General features: G+C 67.6%; 15 protein-coding genes. 3 read left to right on the top strand and 12 right to left on the bottom strand.

The window, feature by feature from the left end; all coding sequences use genetic code 11:
- Positions 1–21: 21 nt before the first annotated feature.
- The 5 genes from AB0F86_RS05730 to AB0F86_RS05710 all read right to left on the bottom strand — a co-directional run bounded on the left by AB0F86_RS05730 (position 22) and on the right by AB0F86_RS05710 (position 5146).
- Positions 22–1362: an LLM class flavin-dependent oxidoreductase gene (locus AB0F86_RS05730; protein WP_356982252.1), complete on the bottom strand. Its 1341-nt coding sequence runs from the start codon at positions 1360–1362 to the stop codon at positions 22–24.
- A 15-nt stretch (positions 1363–1377) separates the two neighbouring features.
- Complete coding sequence (locus tag AB0F86_RS05725; RefSeq protein ID WP_356982251.1) at positions 1378–2241, bottom strand: ABC transporter permease; 864 nt, start codon at positions 2239–2241, stop codon at positions 1378–1380.
- Positions 2234–3079, bottom strand: a complete 846-nt coding sequence (locus AB0F86_RS05720; RefSeq protein ID WP_356982249.1) for an ABC transporter ATP-binding protein — start codon at positions 3077–3079, stop codon at positions 2234–2236. Before AB0F86_RS05720 ends, AB0F86_RS05725 begins: the two co-directional genes overlap by 8 nt.
- On the bottom strand, positions 3076–4158 hold the full coding sequence (locus tag AB0F86_RS05715; RefSeq protein ID WP_356982247.1) for an ABC transporter substrate-binding protein: 1083 nt from the start codon (positions 4156–4158) through the stop codon (positions 3076–3078). Before AB0F86_RS05715 ends, AB0F86_RS05720 begins: the two co-directional genes overlap by 4 nt.
- Before the next feature lie 253 nt (positions 4159–4411).
- Positions 4412–5146 carry a helix-turn-helix domain-containing protein gene (locus tag AB0F86_RS05710; protein ID WP_356982245.1) on the bottom strand — a complete coding sequence of 245 codons (735 nt, stop codon included), beginning with the start codon at positions 5144–5146 and terminating at the stop codon, positions 4412–4414.
- Between the two features lie 162 nt (positions 5147–5308).
- Here AB0F86_RS05710 and AB0F86_RS05705 point away from each other — a divergent pair, with 162 nt between their 5' ends.
- Positions 5309–5932, top strand: coding sequence for a TetR/AcrR family transcriptional regulator (locus tag AB0F86_RS05705; RefSeq protein ID WP_356982244.1), 624 nt, complete (start codon positions 5309–5311; stop codon positions 5930–5932).
- Positions 5933–5953: 21 nt separating this feature from the next.
- Here AB0F86_RS05705 and AB0F86_RS05700 read toward each other — a convergent pair whose 3' ends face one another.
- The 6 genes from AB0F86_RS05700 to AB0F86_RS05675 all read right to left on the bottom strand — a co-directional run bounded on the left by AB0F86_RS05700 (position 5954) and on the right by AB0F86_RS05675 (position 12344).
- The gene (locus AB0F86_RS05700) at positions 5954–7039 is read right to left on the bottom strand and encodes a lipocalin-like domain-containing protein (protein WP_356982242.1); all 1086 of its coding nucleotides are present in this window, start codon (positions 7037–7039) and stop codon (positions 5954–5956) included.
- Positions 7036–8325: an oxygenase MpaB family protein gene (locus AB0F86_RS05695; protein ID WP_356982241.1), complete on the bottom strand. Its 1290-nt coding sequence runs from the start codon at positions 8323–8325 to the stop codon at positions 7036–7038. The genes AB0F86_RS05700 and AB0F86_RS05695 overlap by 4 nt, the downstream gene beginning before the upstream one ends.
- A gap of 108 nt (positions 8326–8433) precedes the next feature.
- Positions 8434–9393 (bottom strand): ABC transporter substrate-binding protein, encoded by a 960-nt coding sequence (locus AB0F86_RS05690; protein WP_356982239.1) that lies wholly within the window; start codon positions 9391–9393, stop codon positions 8434–8436.
- Positions 9394–9421: 28 nt separating this feature from the next.
- Positions 9422–10180 carry an ABC transporter ATP-binding protein gene (locus AB0F86_RS05685; RefSeq protein ID WP_356982238.1) on the bottom strand — a complete coding sequence of 253 codons (759 nt, stop codon included), beginning with the start codon at positions 10178–10180 and terminating at the stop codon, positions 9422–9424.
- A gap of 1 nt (position 10181) precedes the next feature.
- Positions 10182–10889: an ABC transporter permease gene (locus AB0F86_RS05680; protein ID WP_356982236.1), complete on the bottom strand. Its 708-nt coding sequence runs from the start codon at positions 10887–10889 to the stop codon at positions 10182–10184.
- Positions 10890–11054: 165 nt separating this feature from the next.
- The gene (locus AB0F86_RS05675) at positions 11055–12344 is read right to left on the bottom strand and encodes an aryl-sulfate sulfotransferase (protein WP_356982234.1); all 1290 of its coding nucleotides are present in this window, start codon (positions 12342–12344) and stop codon (positions 11055–11057) included.
- A gap of 157 nt (positions 12345–12501) precedes the next feature.
- On the opposite strand from AB0F86_RS05675, the gene AB0F86_RS05670 reads away from it, so the two are divergent.
- A complete protein-coding gene (locus AB0F86_RS05670; RefSeq protein WP_356982232.1) occupies positions 12502–13557 on the top strand; it encodes a LacI family DNA-binding transcriptional regulator in 1056 nt (351 codons plus the stop codon).
- Here the strand turns inward: AB0F86_RS05670 and AB0F86_RS05665 are convergent.
- Positions 13550–14437 (bottom strand): alpha/beta hydrolase, encoded by an 888-nt coding sequence (locus AB0F86_RS05665; protein ID WP_356982231.1) that lies wholly within the window; start codon positions 14435–14437, stop codon positions 13550–13552. The genes AB0F86_RS05670 and AB0F86_RS05665 overlap by 8 nt on opposite strands.
- Positions 14438–14491: 54 nt before the next feature.
- Between AB0F86_RS05665 and AB0F86_RS05660 the strand changes: the two genes are divergently transcribed.
- Positions 14492–15277 (top strand): AraC family transcriptional regulator, encoded by a 786-nt coding sequence (locus AB0F86_RS05660; RefSeq protein ID WP_181696243.1) that lies wholly within the window; start codon positions 14492–14494, stop codon positions 15275–15277.
- Positions 15278–15279 lie beyond the last annotated feature (2 nt).

The raw sequence follows: 15279 nt of genomic DNA, 5'->3' as shown, positions 1-15279 counted from the left end.
GATCGAGACGACGGGTCCGCATCAGGCGCTGACCTGCGCATCCCGGTGGGTGAACCGGCTCTCCACCGGCGCGAGCCCGTAATGCCCACGCAGAGTGGTGGATTCGTAGTCGGTGCGGAACAGGCCACGTTCCTGCAGGATCGGCACCACCCGGTCGACGAAGTCCGCCAAGCCACCGGGCAGGTACGGCGGCATGATGTTGAAGCCGTCGGCCGCACCCGCGTCGAACCAGCTCTGCAGTTCGTCGGCGACGTGCTCGGGCGTGCCCGCGAAGGTGCGGTGCCCGCGTCCGCCGCCGAGCTTGCCGATGAGCTGGCGAACCGTCAGATCCTCGGCTTCGGCGAGCTCCTTGACCAGGGTGAATCGGCTCTTCCCGCCCTCGATGTCGCGTTCGGCGGGCAGCGGTGGCAGCGGCGCGTCCAGCGCGTGCGTGGTGAGGTCGACGCCGAGCATGGTCGAGAGCTGGCGCAGCGCGTAGTCGGGCGAGATCAGGTCGGTGAATTCCTGCTCGAGCGCCTTCGCCTCCTCGACGGTGTCGGCGATGAACGGGACCAGGCCGGGCAGCACCTTCAATTCGTGTTCGGCGCGACCGTATTTCGCCAGTCGGCCCTTCAGTTCCCGGTAGAACCGCACGCCGTCGGCGAGGGTGCGCTGGGCGGTGAACACCGCTTCGGCGTGGCGCGCGGCGAACTCCTGACCCGATTCCGACGAGCCGGCCTGCACGAGCAGGGGCCGTCCCTGCGGGCCGCGCGGCGAATTCAGCGGGCCACGCACCCGGAACCGCTCCCCCACGTAGTCGAGGGTGTGCACCCGGGTGGGATCGGCGAAGACACCGTTCTCGGTGTCGAGGACGATCGCCTCGGACTCCCAGCTGTCCCACAGCGCCAGCGCCACCTCGACGAACTCCTCGGCCCGCTCGTAGCGGCGGGCATGCTCGGGGATGGCGTCGAGACCGAAGTTGTGGGCTTCGTCGGCGGTGCCGGAGGTGACGATGTTCCACCCGGCCCGGCCCCCGCTGATGTGGTCGAGGGAGGCGAATTTGCGGGCGAGATCGAACGGCTCGTTGTAGCTGGTCGAGGCGGTGGCGATCAGACCGATCCGCTCGGTGGCGGTGGCGATCGCCGACAGCAGCGTGACCGGTTCGAACACCGCGAGGGTGTTGCGTTCGATGCTGGGGCCGACGGCGAGGGTGTCGGCGAAGAACACCGAGTCGAGTTTGCCCCGTTCGGCGATGCGGGCCAGGTTCTGGAAGTGCTCGACGTCGAGCACCCGGTGCGCGTCGGTGCGCGGGTGGCGCCAGGCCGCCTCGTGGTGCCCGACACCCATCAGGAAGGCGTTGAGATGAAAGCTCTTGCGGGACATGGGTGAGTCTCCTGATCAAGCGTCGGTCGGGGCGGTGCGCCAGCGGGACAGGCGCCGTTCCAGTGCGACGAGAGCGAAATTGAAACCGAGGCCGATCAGCGAGATCGCCACGATCCCCGCGTACATCTGCGGGATCTGGAAGTTCTGCTGTGCGGCGGTGATGAGGTAGCCCAGACCGGCACGCGCACCGACCATCTCGGCTGCGATGAGCACGAGGATCGAGCCGGCCGCCGCCATTCTGATGCCGGTGAAGATGGACGGGACGGCAGCGGGCAGGATCACTTTCTGGAACAACCGCAGTGGTGAGAAGCCCAGCGACACCGCCGATTTCACCAGCAGCGGGTCGACAGTACGCACACCGGTGATGGTGTTGAGCAGGATCGGGAAGAACGTGGCGTAGCCGATCAGCGCGATCTTCGACGTCTCACCGATCCCCAGGATCAGCACGAACACCGGCAGCAGTGCCAGGGCGGCGGTATTGCGGAACAGCTCGAGGACCGGGTTGAGAAAATCCGACACCGGTTTGTACCAGGCGATGGCGATTCCCACCGGCACCGCGATAACCAGGGCGATGGAGAATCCGGTGACCGACCGGGTGAGGCTGGCCGAAACATGCTCACTCAGTTGGCCGTTGGCGGTGAGCTCGGCGAAGGCCTGCACCACGACGGAGAACGGGGGCAGGAACACCTCGTCGACCAGGCCGAGTCGCGGTGCGAATTCCCACGCGCCGAGGAGCAGCGCGAAGGCGAGCAACGGCTTGGTGATGCGGGCCAGGGTGGTCACGGCCGTGCGGGCGGCGCGAACCACGCCCTCGGGAACGGACCCGATCCCCACGGTGGTGCCCCTCGGACGGACGAGCAGCGGGAGGGCGCTAGACATGGGCGGGACTCCTGTCGATGGACGCGGCGGGATCGGTGGCGAGCTCGAGCTGCTGTGCCCGGCTCACCTCACTGCGCAGTTCGGTCCAGATGCGATGGCGGTACTCACGGAACTGTTCGCTGGAGCGGACATCGATATCGCCGGTGCGATCGATGTCGATGTCGATCACAGCCTTGACCCGGCCCGGTCGCGAGGTGAGCACCGCGACGCGCTGACCGAGGTAGACGGCCTCATCGATGCCATGAGTGATGAACAGAATGGTCTTGCCGGTCGTGCGCCAGATGCGCAGCAGTTCGTCCTGCAGCGATTCCCTGGTCTGGGCGTCGAGAGCGGCGAACGGCTCGTCCATCAACAGCACCTCCGGGTCGAAGGCCAGGCTGCGCGCGATCGCCACCCGCTGCTTCATGCCCCCGGACAATTCGTGCGGGTAGCGGTCGCCGAAGCCGGCGAGGCCCACGAGTTCCAGGTAGTGATCGGCGATCTGTTTGCGTTCCTTGCGTGCGATCCCCTTGGCTTCCAGGCCGAAACCGATGTTGGCGCGGGCGGTGCGCCACGGCAGCAGCGCGTACTGCTGGAACACCACCCCTCGGTCGAGGCCGGGACCGGTGACGGGCGAACCGTCGAGCAGAATCTGCCCCGAACTCGGCGAGCTCAGGCCGCCGAGCAGGTCGAGCAGCGTGGATTTGCCCGAACCGCTCGGCCCGACCAGGACCAGGAACTCGCCGGCGCCGACCTCGATCGTGATGTCGTCGATCGCGGTGAACTTCTCCGTCGCGCCCCGCACGGCGAACTGTTTGCCGACGCCGTGCAGCGCGAGTTTCGCAGTGGTGCTGCTCATTTCGCGGCCACCACCTCTCCGGTGGGACCACTGGCGGGCTGGTAGGTGCCGTTGGCGTAGGGGTTGTACTCGTTGGTGTAGAGATCTTTCGCGGCGATCTTGCCCGCGGGCAGTTCACCGTTGCGCACGAGCCAGTCGATCCAGATCTGGATCTCCTTCTCCGCGATCACCGCACCCGGCACGGGAATACCCGCGCTGCGCCAGTAGTCGAGCAGCTTCAGGTTCTCGTTGCGGCCGCGTGCGGTGATGATCTCGGTGAATTTCGCGATCGCCTCCTCGCGCGGTGTCACCTGCAACCACCGGGTCGCCCGAGCTGTGCCCTGTACGAAGTCCGCGACGGCCTCACCGTTCTGGGCGATGAAGTCGGTGCGGAAAACGTAGGTGCCGTAGTCGAATTCACCGAAGATGGCGGTGTCGGTGAACAGCGGGCGCACCCCTCCACGCCCGACGGCGGTCTCGCGCCACACACTGTTGAGCGCGCCGACGTCGATCTGTCCGCTGCGCAACGCCTCCTCGGTATTGACCGGCGGCACGACGATCAACTGCACCTGCTTGATCTCGGCCTCGGTCAATCCCTGCTGGTGCAGCCACTCCCTGGTGACGAATTCGTGGTGCGCGCCGAGCGTGTTCACACCGACCTTCTTGCCGATGAGGTCGCGGGCGCTGGTGATTCCGGAATCTTCGCGGACGAAGTATCCGGTGAACGACTTGTCGTCGGAGCCGTAGGAACTCAGCACCGATCGCACCGGTGCGCCACCGGCGGCGAGTTTGACCACCGCACCGTTGAACGCGCTACCGAATTCGATCTGTTTCGTAGCGGCGGCCTGGATATTGGCCGGGCCGCTCGTGGTATCACCCTCCCACCGCAAACTGATCTTGCTGAAATAGCCGAGTTCGTCGGCGAGTTCGTAGGGGGTGACCAGACCGGTCTGGCCCTGATAGCGCAGCACGGTCTTGCCGTCGGCGGTGGTCGGGGCCTCGGCGGTGCCGCACGCGGTGACCACCGTGAACGCGGCGGGAGCGACGAGCGCGGCGGCGAACGCGCGCAGCGAACGTCGTCGGAAGACAGTGGACAGCATGATTCGAATTCTTTCGACGGTGGACAATCGGAGATGAACAGAGCGGATCGGCGGCAACGCGGGCCGCCGCGCGGTCAGCTGCGACAGAATCCGGGTGCGAGGCGCATCAAATCCACCGTGCGACGGCGGACGAGCGCGGGAAATACGATCATGTCGGGACTTTCATCGAAGGTGTGGCGAAGAATTCGCCACAACGCATTTCATGATGCCCTGGAATATACGGCCGGCCAATACCTATTTCGCATAGTGGAAATCAGCGTGCGCCGAATTCCGTGCCTGCGGCCGCGGTGTGGAAGTACGGACCGATACGCACCGCGATCCGGTGCATGGCGGGCACGACGGCCCGCACGAGGTCGCGATCGAGGCGCACCGCGCGCGCCTGCACCCCGAGCGCGCCCCACACCTGTTTGCCGGGCCCGAGCACCGGGACCGCGACCGCGCGGATCGGATCGTCGCTGTCGATCTCCTCGACCGCGAAACCTCGCTTGCGCACGGAGTCCATCAGCTCACCGCGGCCGCTGCCGGCCGGGGTGTGGGCGAGCAGTGCGTGGCCGACGGCACTGTCGTAGAGCGGCCTGCGTTCCTGCGGGATCTGGTTGGGGCAGAACGACACCGGTGGCCGCGCCTGGAAGACGGTCAGTGCCTCACCGGCATCGGGCACGCTGAGGGACACCGTGATCTTGATGCCGGCGGCGAGCGCGTACAGGTGCGGCGCGGCGGCGTCGAGCCCGAGCCGCGCCAGGGCAGGCCGGGCCAGGCAGGCGAGCCCGTGCCCGATCCGATATCGGTCGCTCGCCGGGTCCTGTTCGAGCAGTTTGCCGCGCACCAGTGCCTGCGCCAGCCGGAATGTCGTACTGACCGGCAAGCCGCAGCGCTGCGCCAGTTCACTCACCGACAATTCCGGATCACCGCCCCGGAAGCACTCGAGCACACGCACCGCGCGATCGACGGTCTGTGCGCCGGAACGGGATGGCTCGGTGGCGGGCATGGTGGTCTCCTACTCGATGAGCTGTCGTGAACTATCGCCAGTCCCGTGAGCAGGTGCAATGCTTCCGCGCACCGTCAGCGTAATTCGAGCGGCCCCGTGAAACACTGTTCGGTGACCGCGAACCGAACGGTCGACCGCCCGCGATGCCGAGAGGAGACGGCCATGACCGACGAGCCCGGGAATTCCCGACCGCAGGCGCCGGTGTCCAAACGCAAAGCGTCGGCCCGGGGAGCGGCCCGCAGGCTCGGTGTCGAGGACTGGACGAACGCGGCACTGCGGGTGTTGCTGCGCGACGGCGTCGGCGCCGTCACCATCGCCAAGGTCTGCGAGGAGCTCGGGGTCACCAAAGGCAGCTTCTACTGGCACTTCGACGGAATCGACCAGCTGCTCGAGACCACAGCGCAGTTCTGGTGCGCCGATCACAACGACGCCGCCCGCGGCTTCCACGACCTCGACGAACTGCCCGTCGAGCAACGCCTGGAACGCATGGGCGCGTTGCTCACCGAGGAGCGGGTCTGGCAGGTCGAGCTCGCGGTCCGCGACTGGGCGCGCACCAACGCGAAGGTGGCCGAGGCAGTGAAGGCGCTGGATCAGCGGATCTTCCACACCCTGTCCAAAGCCCTGATCGAGCTGGGGTTCTCGCCCGAGCAGGCGGAGATGCGGGCCGGGCTGATGTGCTTCGCGGGCATCGGTTTCGTGCACGGCAATCAAAACCTGCCGGTTCCCACGGCGGATCAGCGGCGCGAGTTCTTTCGGTTCATCACCAGCGCCGGACCACGGTGCTGAGCCCGGTTTCCTCGTCGGCGCTCAGGTCAGCGCGACCAGTTCGTGCAGCGTCGTTCCGGCACGATGGGCGGTGCCGTCGCCGGTGTGCACGCTCAGTTCGAAGGTGGACTCGAACCGGAAGTAGCCCGGATGCCCGACGAGCCGATGTACGAGCGGCTTGACCAGGCGTGAGCGCACGACCGGCAGATCGTCGAGCAGATCGTGGGCGTGGATGACCCGGGTGACGTCCAGGCGCAGTTCGAGTCGCCCCGGCACCCGCAGTTCGACCCATTCGGGGTAGGTGCGGCCCGCGGTGGCGTCGAAGCGGGCGGGGCCCTCGGTGAGGACTGTCTCGCCGGTGGACAGCACGATGTCGGCGTGGTTGGCCAGCATCAACGGGTTGATCTCGTGGCCGCCCTTGCGCTGCTGGGTGAGCACCGAGGCGAACAGCAGCGAGTAGTCCTCCACGTACAACCGGCCCCAAACCCAGCGCTCGATGATCTTCTTCATGTCGCCGACGCCCCAGTTGTGGTCGTGGTAGCCACGTCCGGTGACCTCGTGCCGTACGCCGTCGAGCTCGATCGCCCCGGTCACTCGCGCGCGGGGAGCGGCGACCATCCAGCCGAAGGAATCCTTACCGCCGAAACGGGTTTCGCCCTTGCCGGGCATCCAGCCGGGGACCTCGTTGTGGAACCGCAGGTCGAAGACCAAGCCGTCCTCGGCCATTCGCAGATGGTGGGTGGGCAGACCGTCGGCGTGCGATTCGGTGCGGGCGGTGTTGGCACCGATACGCACATCGCAGGCGTCCGGCGAGAACGAGGCCGCCGAGTGCGGATACCGCCGTGACACCTGGCGGCGCGTGCCGTCGGGCGCGTAGATGATCATCTCCACCCAGGGTCGTGACAGCGGCAGGTCCTCGGGACGACGTTTGATCAGGAAGCCGATCACCACGTGGCCGGTGTCGAGGTGCGCGTCGAAATACCAGTGTTCGAAGGCGAGCTTGCTCGACGCGGGATGAAAAGCGTTGTGGCGCAGCTCGATCGGCGTCAGCTCGCCGTCGCCGCGGCCGGGCCCGTTCCATACTTCGACGATGTCGGTGGCAGTCGTGGTCGCTTTCCGTCCGTTCATCGGCGCAGGGCTCCGCCTGCGTCGAAGGCCGCTTCGCGCCCCCGCATCTGGGCCCGGTACCAGTTCTCGCGATGGGCGAGCATGAGTTTCTCGTGTGCCCGCGCGAACGGCGGGCAGAACCGGCGCACGAGTTCCGTCACGGTGATCAGCGGAAAGCGCAGCATCGGGACGAGGATCCACGGGAACGCCGGTGGCAGGGTGTAGTGCCGGCGCGTACCGGGGGCCATGTACATCGCGGCGTAGACCGAGTTGATCCGGAAGTTGTACATCTCGCGCAGCCGGGTCAGGCCGCGGTGACCGTCGCGGGGCGCGAACGCCGCCGGATACGACTCGATCAGTTCGGTCCCGTGCTGTCCGGCGTCGTAGGACCGTGACGCGATGGTCATCGCCAGCACGCGCAACGCGTCGAGAACCGTGTCGGGGTACCAGCGCAGCCGGACACCGAGCAGGTGGCCCATGTACTTCTGGAAGTGCAGCAGCGCACGGATTTCCGACGGTGTCGTCTGGTAGCCCAGCGCCCACAGCCCGAGGCCGGGCGTCACGCTGCCCGCCAGCAGGGTGAGCATCTGGTAGGTCTGGCTGATCGGCAGCCCCCACCGTTCGATGTCCCATTCGGGATGGCCGGCGACCTTCGCGCGCACCGACACGTGCATGACCCGTACCTTCAGCGCGGTGGCCCGGCCCGCCGAACCGGCGGTGAGCAGCGCGCCGCGCTCGGAGACGTCCATCCAGAATCGGCAGGTCTCGAGGAACCGGCGCAGCGCGCTGTCACCCGCGTACCCACCGGCCAGCGACAGTGGCGTGGCGACCGCCGCCTCGGTGTACATCTCGAGCGTCTCGGCCCCCGCGAAACTGAACAGCATGGTGCCCCAGCGCCGCCAGATCGCGGCACCCTGCTCGACGAGTTCGGGCACCACCCAATCGGGTACCGTCTCGAATTCGGCGAACAGTTCGCGCATCGATTCCGGTGCCTCCGGGACCGCCTGGATGCCCTCGCGCAGGGCCTGCTCCAGCATCCGGCGCCCGGCTTTCGGTCCGATCTCGCCGTGCATCACCTCCGCGACGAACCGCTCGGCCACCGGGTCACCGGTGAACAGGTCTTCGCACAGGGCGATCGCCTGCTCGTCTGTCGGGAACAGCCGTTGCCTGGTCACGGCCGTGAAGACGCGTTCGATGCGCCGCACGAGCGGGGTGCCACGCGCCTCCCAGTAGCGAAACGCGCTGGGGCACTTCACCGTTGCCCCGGCGTGAAGGTAGTCGACCTGACCTTCGACGGATTCGGCCACCGCGGGCCTCCTGACGTGAGCATCCATCCGCTGACTGTGATCAGGTCGACCATACTACGACGCATAGTTTTCCGTACCTGAAAGTACGGAAGCTAGGCGATCGCTCGCTCAGGCAACAGGAAGGAAGCGGTTGTCGATGACGGTCGCGTAATCCGGCAGCGGGGTGCCCGCCGGGATCTTGCCTTGACTCTCGGCCCACTGCCCCAGCTCCGTGAGCTTGCCCGGCAGGGCCGGCGGCAGTTGCAGAGTGAAGTCGAATTGCGGGAGCACACCGCGCAGCAGGTCGGGTCGCAGCTGGGTGGCGGCGGAGACCGCCTCGACGGCGGGCTCGGCGAGCGCTTTCAGTTGCTCGCCCGCCTCCGACAGCGCCGCGAAGAACGCGGTCAGAGCCTCGGCCTTGCGGGCGACGGCGTCCTGAGTCGCCAGATAGAGGCTGTGCTGGTGATAGCTACCACCGGTCAGCTCGACCGCGTCGGCGCCGAGAGCGGCCACCACCTGGGCCTGATACGGCTGGAAGATCGACACCGCGTCCACATCGTGCCCGCTGGCTGCGGTGACCGTCGCCGACGGCGCGACCTGCACGAGGTTGGCGGTGATGTTGTTGTGCGACAACGTATTCGCGGCGAAGTACGCGGCACTGGTGCCCAACGGTGTTCCGATGGACTTGCCCGCCAGATCCGCCACGTCGTCGATGCCCGCGCTGCGGCGGGCGATGATGCGTGAGCCTTCCCAGCGTGAACCGTCGCCGACGATCCGCAGCGACGGCGAGCGGGTGAGCACGGCGGAAGTCGGCACGTCGGCGGCCGTGGCGATGTCGACCTGCCCGGCCGCGACCGCCTGCAGCGCTTCCACTCCGGACGGGAAGTTGACTACTTCGACTGTCACATTGTGCTTGTCGAACAGCCCGACCCGATCGGCGACGGGTATCTGCGCCCAGGACGGGTCGACGACGAATCCGACGGTCAGCTTAGTCGGATCGTCGCTGTCCGCGTCCGCGCAGGCGGTGACGGTCGCGATGGCGAGCACGGTGAGCGCCGCAGCGACGACGCGGCGAGGGGAGATCTTCACGGTGGTGTGTCCTAGCTCGAAAGGAGGGTCAGGCGATGGCGTGGTCGATGCCGAGCTCGTGATGCAAGAGCTTGCGGAGCCGGCTGTAACCGGGTTGCTCGGCCAGCGCGTCGGAAGGACGCGGCCGGGTCAGTGGGTTGGCGATCCGGTCGACGATGAGACCGTCGCGCAGCACACCGACGGTGTCGGACAGCCGGATCGCTTCGTCGATGTCGTGGGTGACGAAGACGACGGTGCGGTGGTATCTGGTCCACAGGTCGATGAGCAGGTCCTGCATTCGCAGCCGGGTCAGCGCGTCGAGTGCCGCGAACGGTTCGTCCATCAGCATCACCGTGGGCTCACCGGCGAGCATCCGGGCGATGCTCACCCGCTGGCGCATACCGCCGGACAGTTCGCTCGGCCGGCGCGCACCGGTGCCCTCGGGTAGCTCGACCACCTCGAGGAGTTCGGCGACCCGCCGGGTTCGTTCGCGCGCTCGGACACCGCGGGCGCGCAGGGTGAATTCGACGTTGTCGGCCACCGACATCCACGGAAACAGCACGTCGCGCTGAAAGGCCATGCCACGGCGCGGATCCGGGGCGAGCACGGGAACGTCGTTGTCGCTCACCTGCCCCGAGGTGGGGATGATGAGACCGGCCAGGCAGTGCAGCAATGTCGACTTGCCGCTGCCGGAGGCGCCGACCAGCACGGTGAACGAGCCGTCGGGGATCGACATGGTGATCCCGCCGAGTGTCGGTGCCGGTCGCCCGGGATAGTGCACGACCAGGTCCTGGATGTGAATCGCCATGTCAGTGCTCCTTTTCCGACCACTTGGTCAGCGGCGCCGTGGCCGAGGCGATCGCCAGATCGCAGGCGGCGCCGATGATGCCGAGCACGATCAGGCAGGCGATCACCCGGTCGGCTTGGGAGAACATCTGCGACTGATAGATCCGGTAGCCGATTCCGGCGGTGGTGCCGGTCATTTCGGCGACGACGATGAGTACGAACGACATCGCCGCACCGACACGCAGCCCGGAGACGATGTCGGGAGCCGCCTCGGGCAGCACGATCCCGAGCAGGGTCTGGCGTCGGCTCGCGCCGAGGCAGCGGGCGGCCTGCAGGTAGTCGTGTGGCGTACTCGACAGGCCGGTGTGGCTGTTGATCCAGACCGGCACGAAGACACCGAGCGCGATGACCAGCGCTTTGCTGTCCTCACCGAGCCCGAACCACAGGATGGCCAGCGGAACGAGGCCGATGGTCGGGACGGGAGCGAGCAGCCGCAGCACCGGCTGGAGCAGTCGGCGCCCGGTCGCGGTGTTCGCCGTCAGCACGGCGGCGGCGATGCCCGTGAGCGCACCCAGGACGAATCCTGTTGCGGCACGGCGGGAACTGGCGACGATGTCCTCGGCCAGCACGCCGTCGAGCCACAGGCCGTACCCGGCTCGCCAGATCTCGGGCAGCGCGGGGAACAGCTCCGCGGGGAACCGCCCGCTCGCCGCGACCAGGGTCCAGGCCACTGCTGCCAGTCCCAGTCCCGCGACTGTCCAAACCAGGGCCTTCGAACGCGCAATCCACACCGACGTGGCTGGTTCGGGGCCGCGTCGTGGCCGGGATCCGGAGGGCGCGGGCGGACCCGATGCTGTCGTGGTTCCCACGCTGATCGTCATCTCGTCGTCCTTCCTTCAGCTGTGGGTCGACGCATGTTCGGGCACCCAGTCGAAGGGAACCGACTGCGCCCGGTAGACCAGCGGGGTCAGGGTGAGCCGGTCGACCCCGGGGACGCGGGGTTCGCGGACCTCGGGCTCACCGGCGACGCCGTAGCCCTCGTAGGGACTGTGGTACTCCCAGACCACCGCACCGTCCGAGGTGACCTGGAAGATCCGGCCGCGCATGCCCTCGGTGACGAGGGTGTTGCCGTTGGGTAGTCGCTGGGCATTGCTCACGAAGGAGCTGAAGAACGTCCACGACGGGCGCTGGGAGTCCTCGGCGGTGTACTGCCAGACGATCTGCTCGGTCACCGGATCGATCTCGAGTACCCGGGATCCGGCGTAGATGCCGAGCGGAGCGGGCGGATAACCCGCACCACCCTGGTTGTCGAAGACCAGGATGTTGCCCGCGCCGGGCAGGCCCGGCGCGATCATGTGCGGGTTGTGCTGGCCCGAGATCTGATCGAGCGGGCGCGGCACCTTGTGGACGTTGATGCGCTGATGCTGGTCGCCCGGCACAGCGTCGAAGTACGGGCCGAGCTGCCAGGCGATCGCGCCGGAGGCCTTGTCGATCAGCGCGACGATATTGGCCTTACGGAAGCTGACGAGAATGTTGTCGGGCTGGAACACCGTGTCGGGGTCCTCGGCGTGCCAGGCGTTGGGGCCGAGCGATTTCGCACTGTTCATCTCGAGATAGCCCCACGGGTCTTCGGGATCACGGGCCGCGGTGGCGCGCAAGGCTTCCCAGCCGGCTTCGCTGAAACCGAACTCGTGCAGGTGGTCACCGGCGAGCCACTGCCAGACGATGGCGCCCTCGGGGTCGACTTCGACAAGCCCCTGGTCGCCTACCGTCATCGCACCGAGGTCGGGGACCACCCGTGGCACGGTCACCAGGAGCAGGCGGTTGCCGTTGGGTAGTAGTTCCCAATCGTGGTTCTGGCGTGCCGCGCCGCCGGGCGCCTGCCTGCCCCATTCCCACACGGTCTCACCGGTCCACGTGAGTTGCCCGACCGTGCCGTTGGCGTAGATGCCGCCACGGGCGTCACCGCTCTCGCTGAGCTGGACGCCGATGTCACCGATCCGGCCCGCGTTGAGCGCTGGGTCGATGATCCGGGGCGGAACACCGGCGAACGGCCACTCCCGCACGACGGTGCCCGCGAGATCGATGAGGCGGGTGGTCGAGTCGGCTCCGGTGAACAGGATGTAGCTGTCGTGGGCGTTGCCGGGTTCGTGATGGGTGACTCCGCTGAGTCGTACGTAGGACATATCGTCTACTTCACCTGTCGTTTGTTGCGGCGGAGGGTCGCGCCGGTAACGTGTCTAATCGATTAGCGTAGGAAGAAATACGGCGCTGGACAGGGTAGAAATCGGGATGAGTGAAACCCGGACGAATTCGGGCGCAGCCCGCGATACTGGAGCGAATGTGACGACCAAACGGCCCACCCTCGCCGACGTCGCGACACTCGCGGGCGTCTCGACCGCCGCGGTGAGCTACGTCCTCAACGACGGGCCACGCCCGGTGTCGGATGCGTTGCGCGCCAAGGTTCTCGCGGCGGCCGACGAACTGCGCTACCGTCCCGACCGCAACGCCAGGGCGCTACGACGGCCACGCAAGTGGCGCCAACTCGGCCTGCTCGTCCCCGACCTCACCTTGCCGCTGTATGCCGCGCTTGCCGGGCGGCTCGAGATCGAGGCGCGCGCTCGCGATCACCTGACGATGATCGGCAACACCGGCTACGACCCCGACCGGGAACTGGAGTTCACGGCGGCGTTCACCGATGTCGGCATCGACGGCCTGATCGTGGTCGGCGCGGTCAACACTCCCGAGATCGGCAAAGTCTGCCGCCGCGCTCGCGTGCCCGTCGCGTGGGTGCACAACCGCAGGGGAACCGTCGACACCCCGACGCCCCTGGTCCGCGCCGATCATGTCGCCGCGGGCAGGCTCGCGACCACACATCTCACCGAGGTCCACGGTTGTCGCGACATCGCCTTCGTCGGCGGATTCACCGCCACCGACGTGGAATACGGCGACCGGGAAACCGTCGCCGAGCGGTACGAGGGCTTCGCCTCGATCATCGAGGGGGGCACCGTGATCCGCACCGATCTCACCCCCGAGGGGGCCTATCTGGCAGTCGGTGCACACCTGCGGGCGGGGCACCGACCGCAGGCTCTGGTCGTCGGCACGAACGGCCAGGCAGCGGCCGCGACGCGTGCTGTCACCGATGCAGGCCTACGTGTTCCCGCCGACCTTCGCATTGTCGGCTTCGACGGTGGCGTGGCCCACCAGTTCGGGCAGATCACCCTCACCTCGGTGATGCAGCCGATCGATGTCATCGCCGCCCGCGCGATCGGCGATGTTCTCGATCCGGCCGAGCCGGACCCGGCGATGTGGGTGCCGATGCCGGTCACCCTCCACCGCGGTGAGTCCTGCGGCTGCCCGCCCGGCGCCGATCCACCCCGGCACCCATCCTCTAGGTGACGGGAGTTGCGCGCTCGCCCGCTCCCCCATGGCCCTCGGTGGGGCGGCGCAACCAAGCCTGCAATGCCTCGGTGACTTCGGTAGGGCGCTGTTCCATGATGAAATGCCCGCCGTCGAGCCGGACGAGACTCGCGTTCGGGATGTGTGCGGCGAGGTCTTCGGCGTAGCGGAACGGGATCGCCGGGTCCTTGTCGCCCCAGATCACCGAGGTGGGGCAGTCGATGGCGCCGAGTCCGGCCGCGAGTTCCGGGCGCAGCCGGACGCTGTAGCCCGCCCAGAAATGGGCGTACCACCGGCGTCCTTCGCGGGTGTTCAGGAAATCGAGGTAGTCGGCCAGGCGCTGGGTGTCGAACGAGCCGTTGCGGACGAACTGTGCCAATCCGAGGCGGTGGACGAGCCCGATCGTTCGCGCGGTGAGAAGCGGACGCAACAGCGGGCGTCGCGCCGCGGCGGAGAACAGCCCGAACAGTTGGTAGTACGGCGTGGTGAAGGTGCGATGAGCCCGGGAATTGAGGATCGCGAAGCGCTGGACCCGGTCGGGGTATCGCTGCACGAACCCGAGTCCGAGGAAACCGCCGTAGTCGTGACAGGCCAGATCGACACGGTCCAGGCCCAGTGCGTCGAACAGCCGTGCGATCCGGTCGACCTCGGTGTCGTAGTCGCAGCTCAGCCGCAGGTCACGAGCCGAAGCGCCCCAGCCTTGCCAGTCCGGGGCGATCACCCGGCGCGACTGGGACAGGGGCCCGATCTGATGGCGCCATGCGGCGTGACTCTCCGGCCAGCCGTGCAGCAGGACCAGCGGATCACCTTCTCCCACATCGACATAGGCCAGGCGCGCGCCGTCGACGCCGACCTCGTTCAGTTCGTAGGTTGTCGTCATCTCTGCTCCACATCTCGCACGGTGGTCACGATCGGTGGATGTATGGTCGCGTGCATGGCGTTGCCCGCACTTCCAGAAACGTGCGCTACCGATCCAGCGACCGCCACCGCTCCGGCACGGCTGTGGCTACGTCTCGGACACGCGGTCTATATCGGACCCGGTATGGCGCTGGGGCCGCATTCCACCGCCGTGGCGAGTCTCGGGGTCGGTTTGGACGGGCCGTTCCGGGTCCGCGCGGCGGGTGTTCCCGATGTCACCGCCCGCAGCTTCCTGTTCCGCGCCCGGGTCACCCACCACATTCTCGACACGGACGGACGAAGACTGTTCTGCTTCTTCGACCCGACCTCGTCCCGGATGACCCGCTGTCTCGGCGGGATGTCGCGCGACGTCGGCGGTTTCAGCGCCGATCAGCGCAACGAGGCCGCCCTGATCGACCTGGGCAACTCCCCCGACCCCGATATCGACCGAGTACTCGATCTGGCCAGCGTGCCGGTCCCGACGATCGGCGATCCACGCATCGCCGCCGTGGCCGCGCAGATCCGCGCCGACCCGACCCAGCAGCAACGTGCGGCCGAAAAGGCCCTGGCCGCAGGACTTTCCACCTCGTACTTCCTGCGCACCTTCGCCGAGCAGACCGGCACCAGCTTCCGCCGCTATGTCCAATGGGCGCGAATGCTGCGAGTGGCGAAAGCCCTCACCGAGGGTCACGACCTGACCCGAGCCGCCACCGATGCGGGCTTCGCCTCCCCCTCGCATTTCAGCGACACGTTCCGGGCCATGTTCGGCATGACTCCCACCGCCTTCACCGCCCTCGGCGCCGAACTGCACATCGACGACTGAAA

This window comes from Nocardia sp. NPDC023733, from assembly GCF_040639775.1.
Classification (GTDB): domain Bacteria; phylum Actinomycetota; class Actinomycetes; order Mycobacteriales; family Mycobacteriaceae; genus Nocardia; species Nocardia rosealba.
The sequence above is the reverse complement of the archived record's forward strand: the minus strand, read 5'-3'. Positions and strand labels throughout refer to the sequence as shown.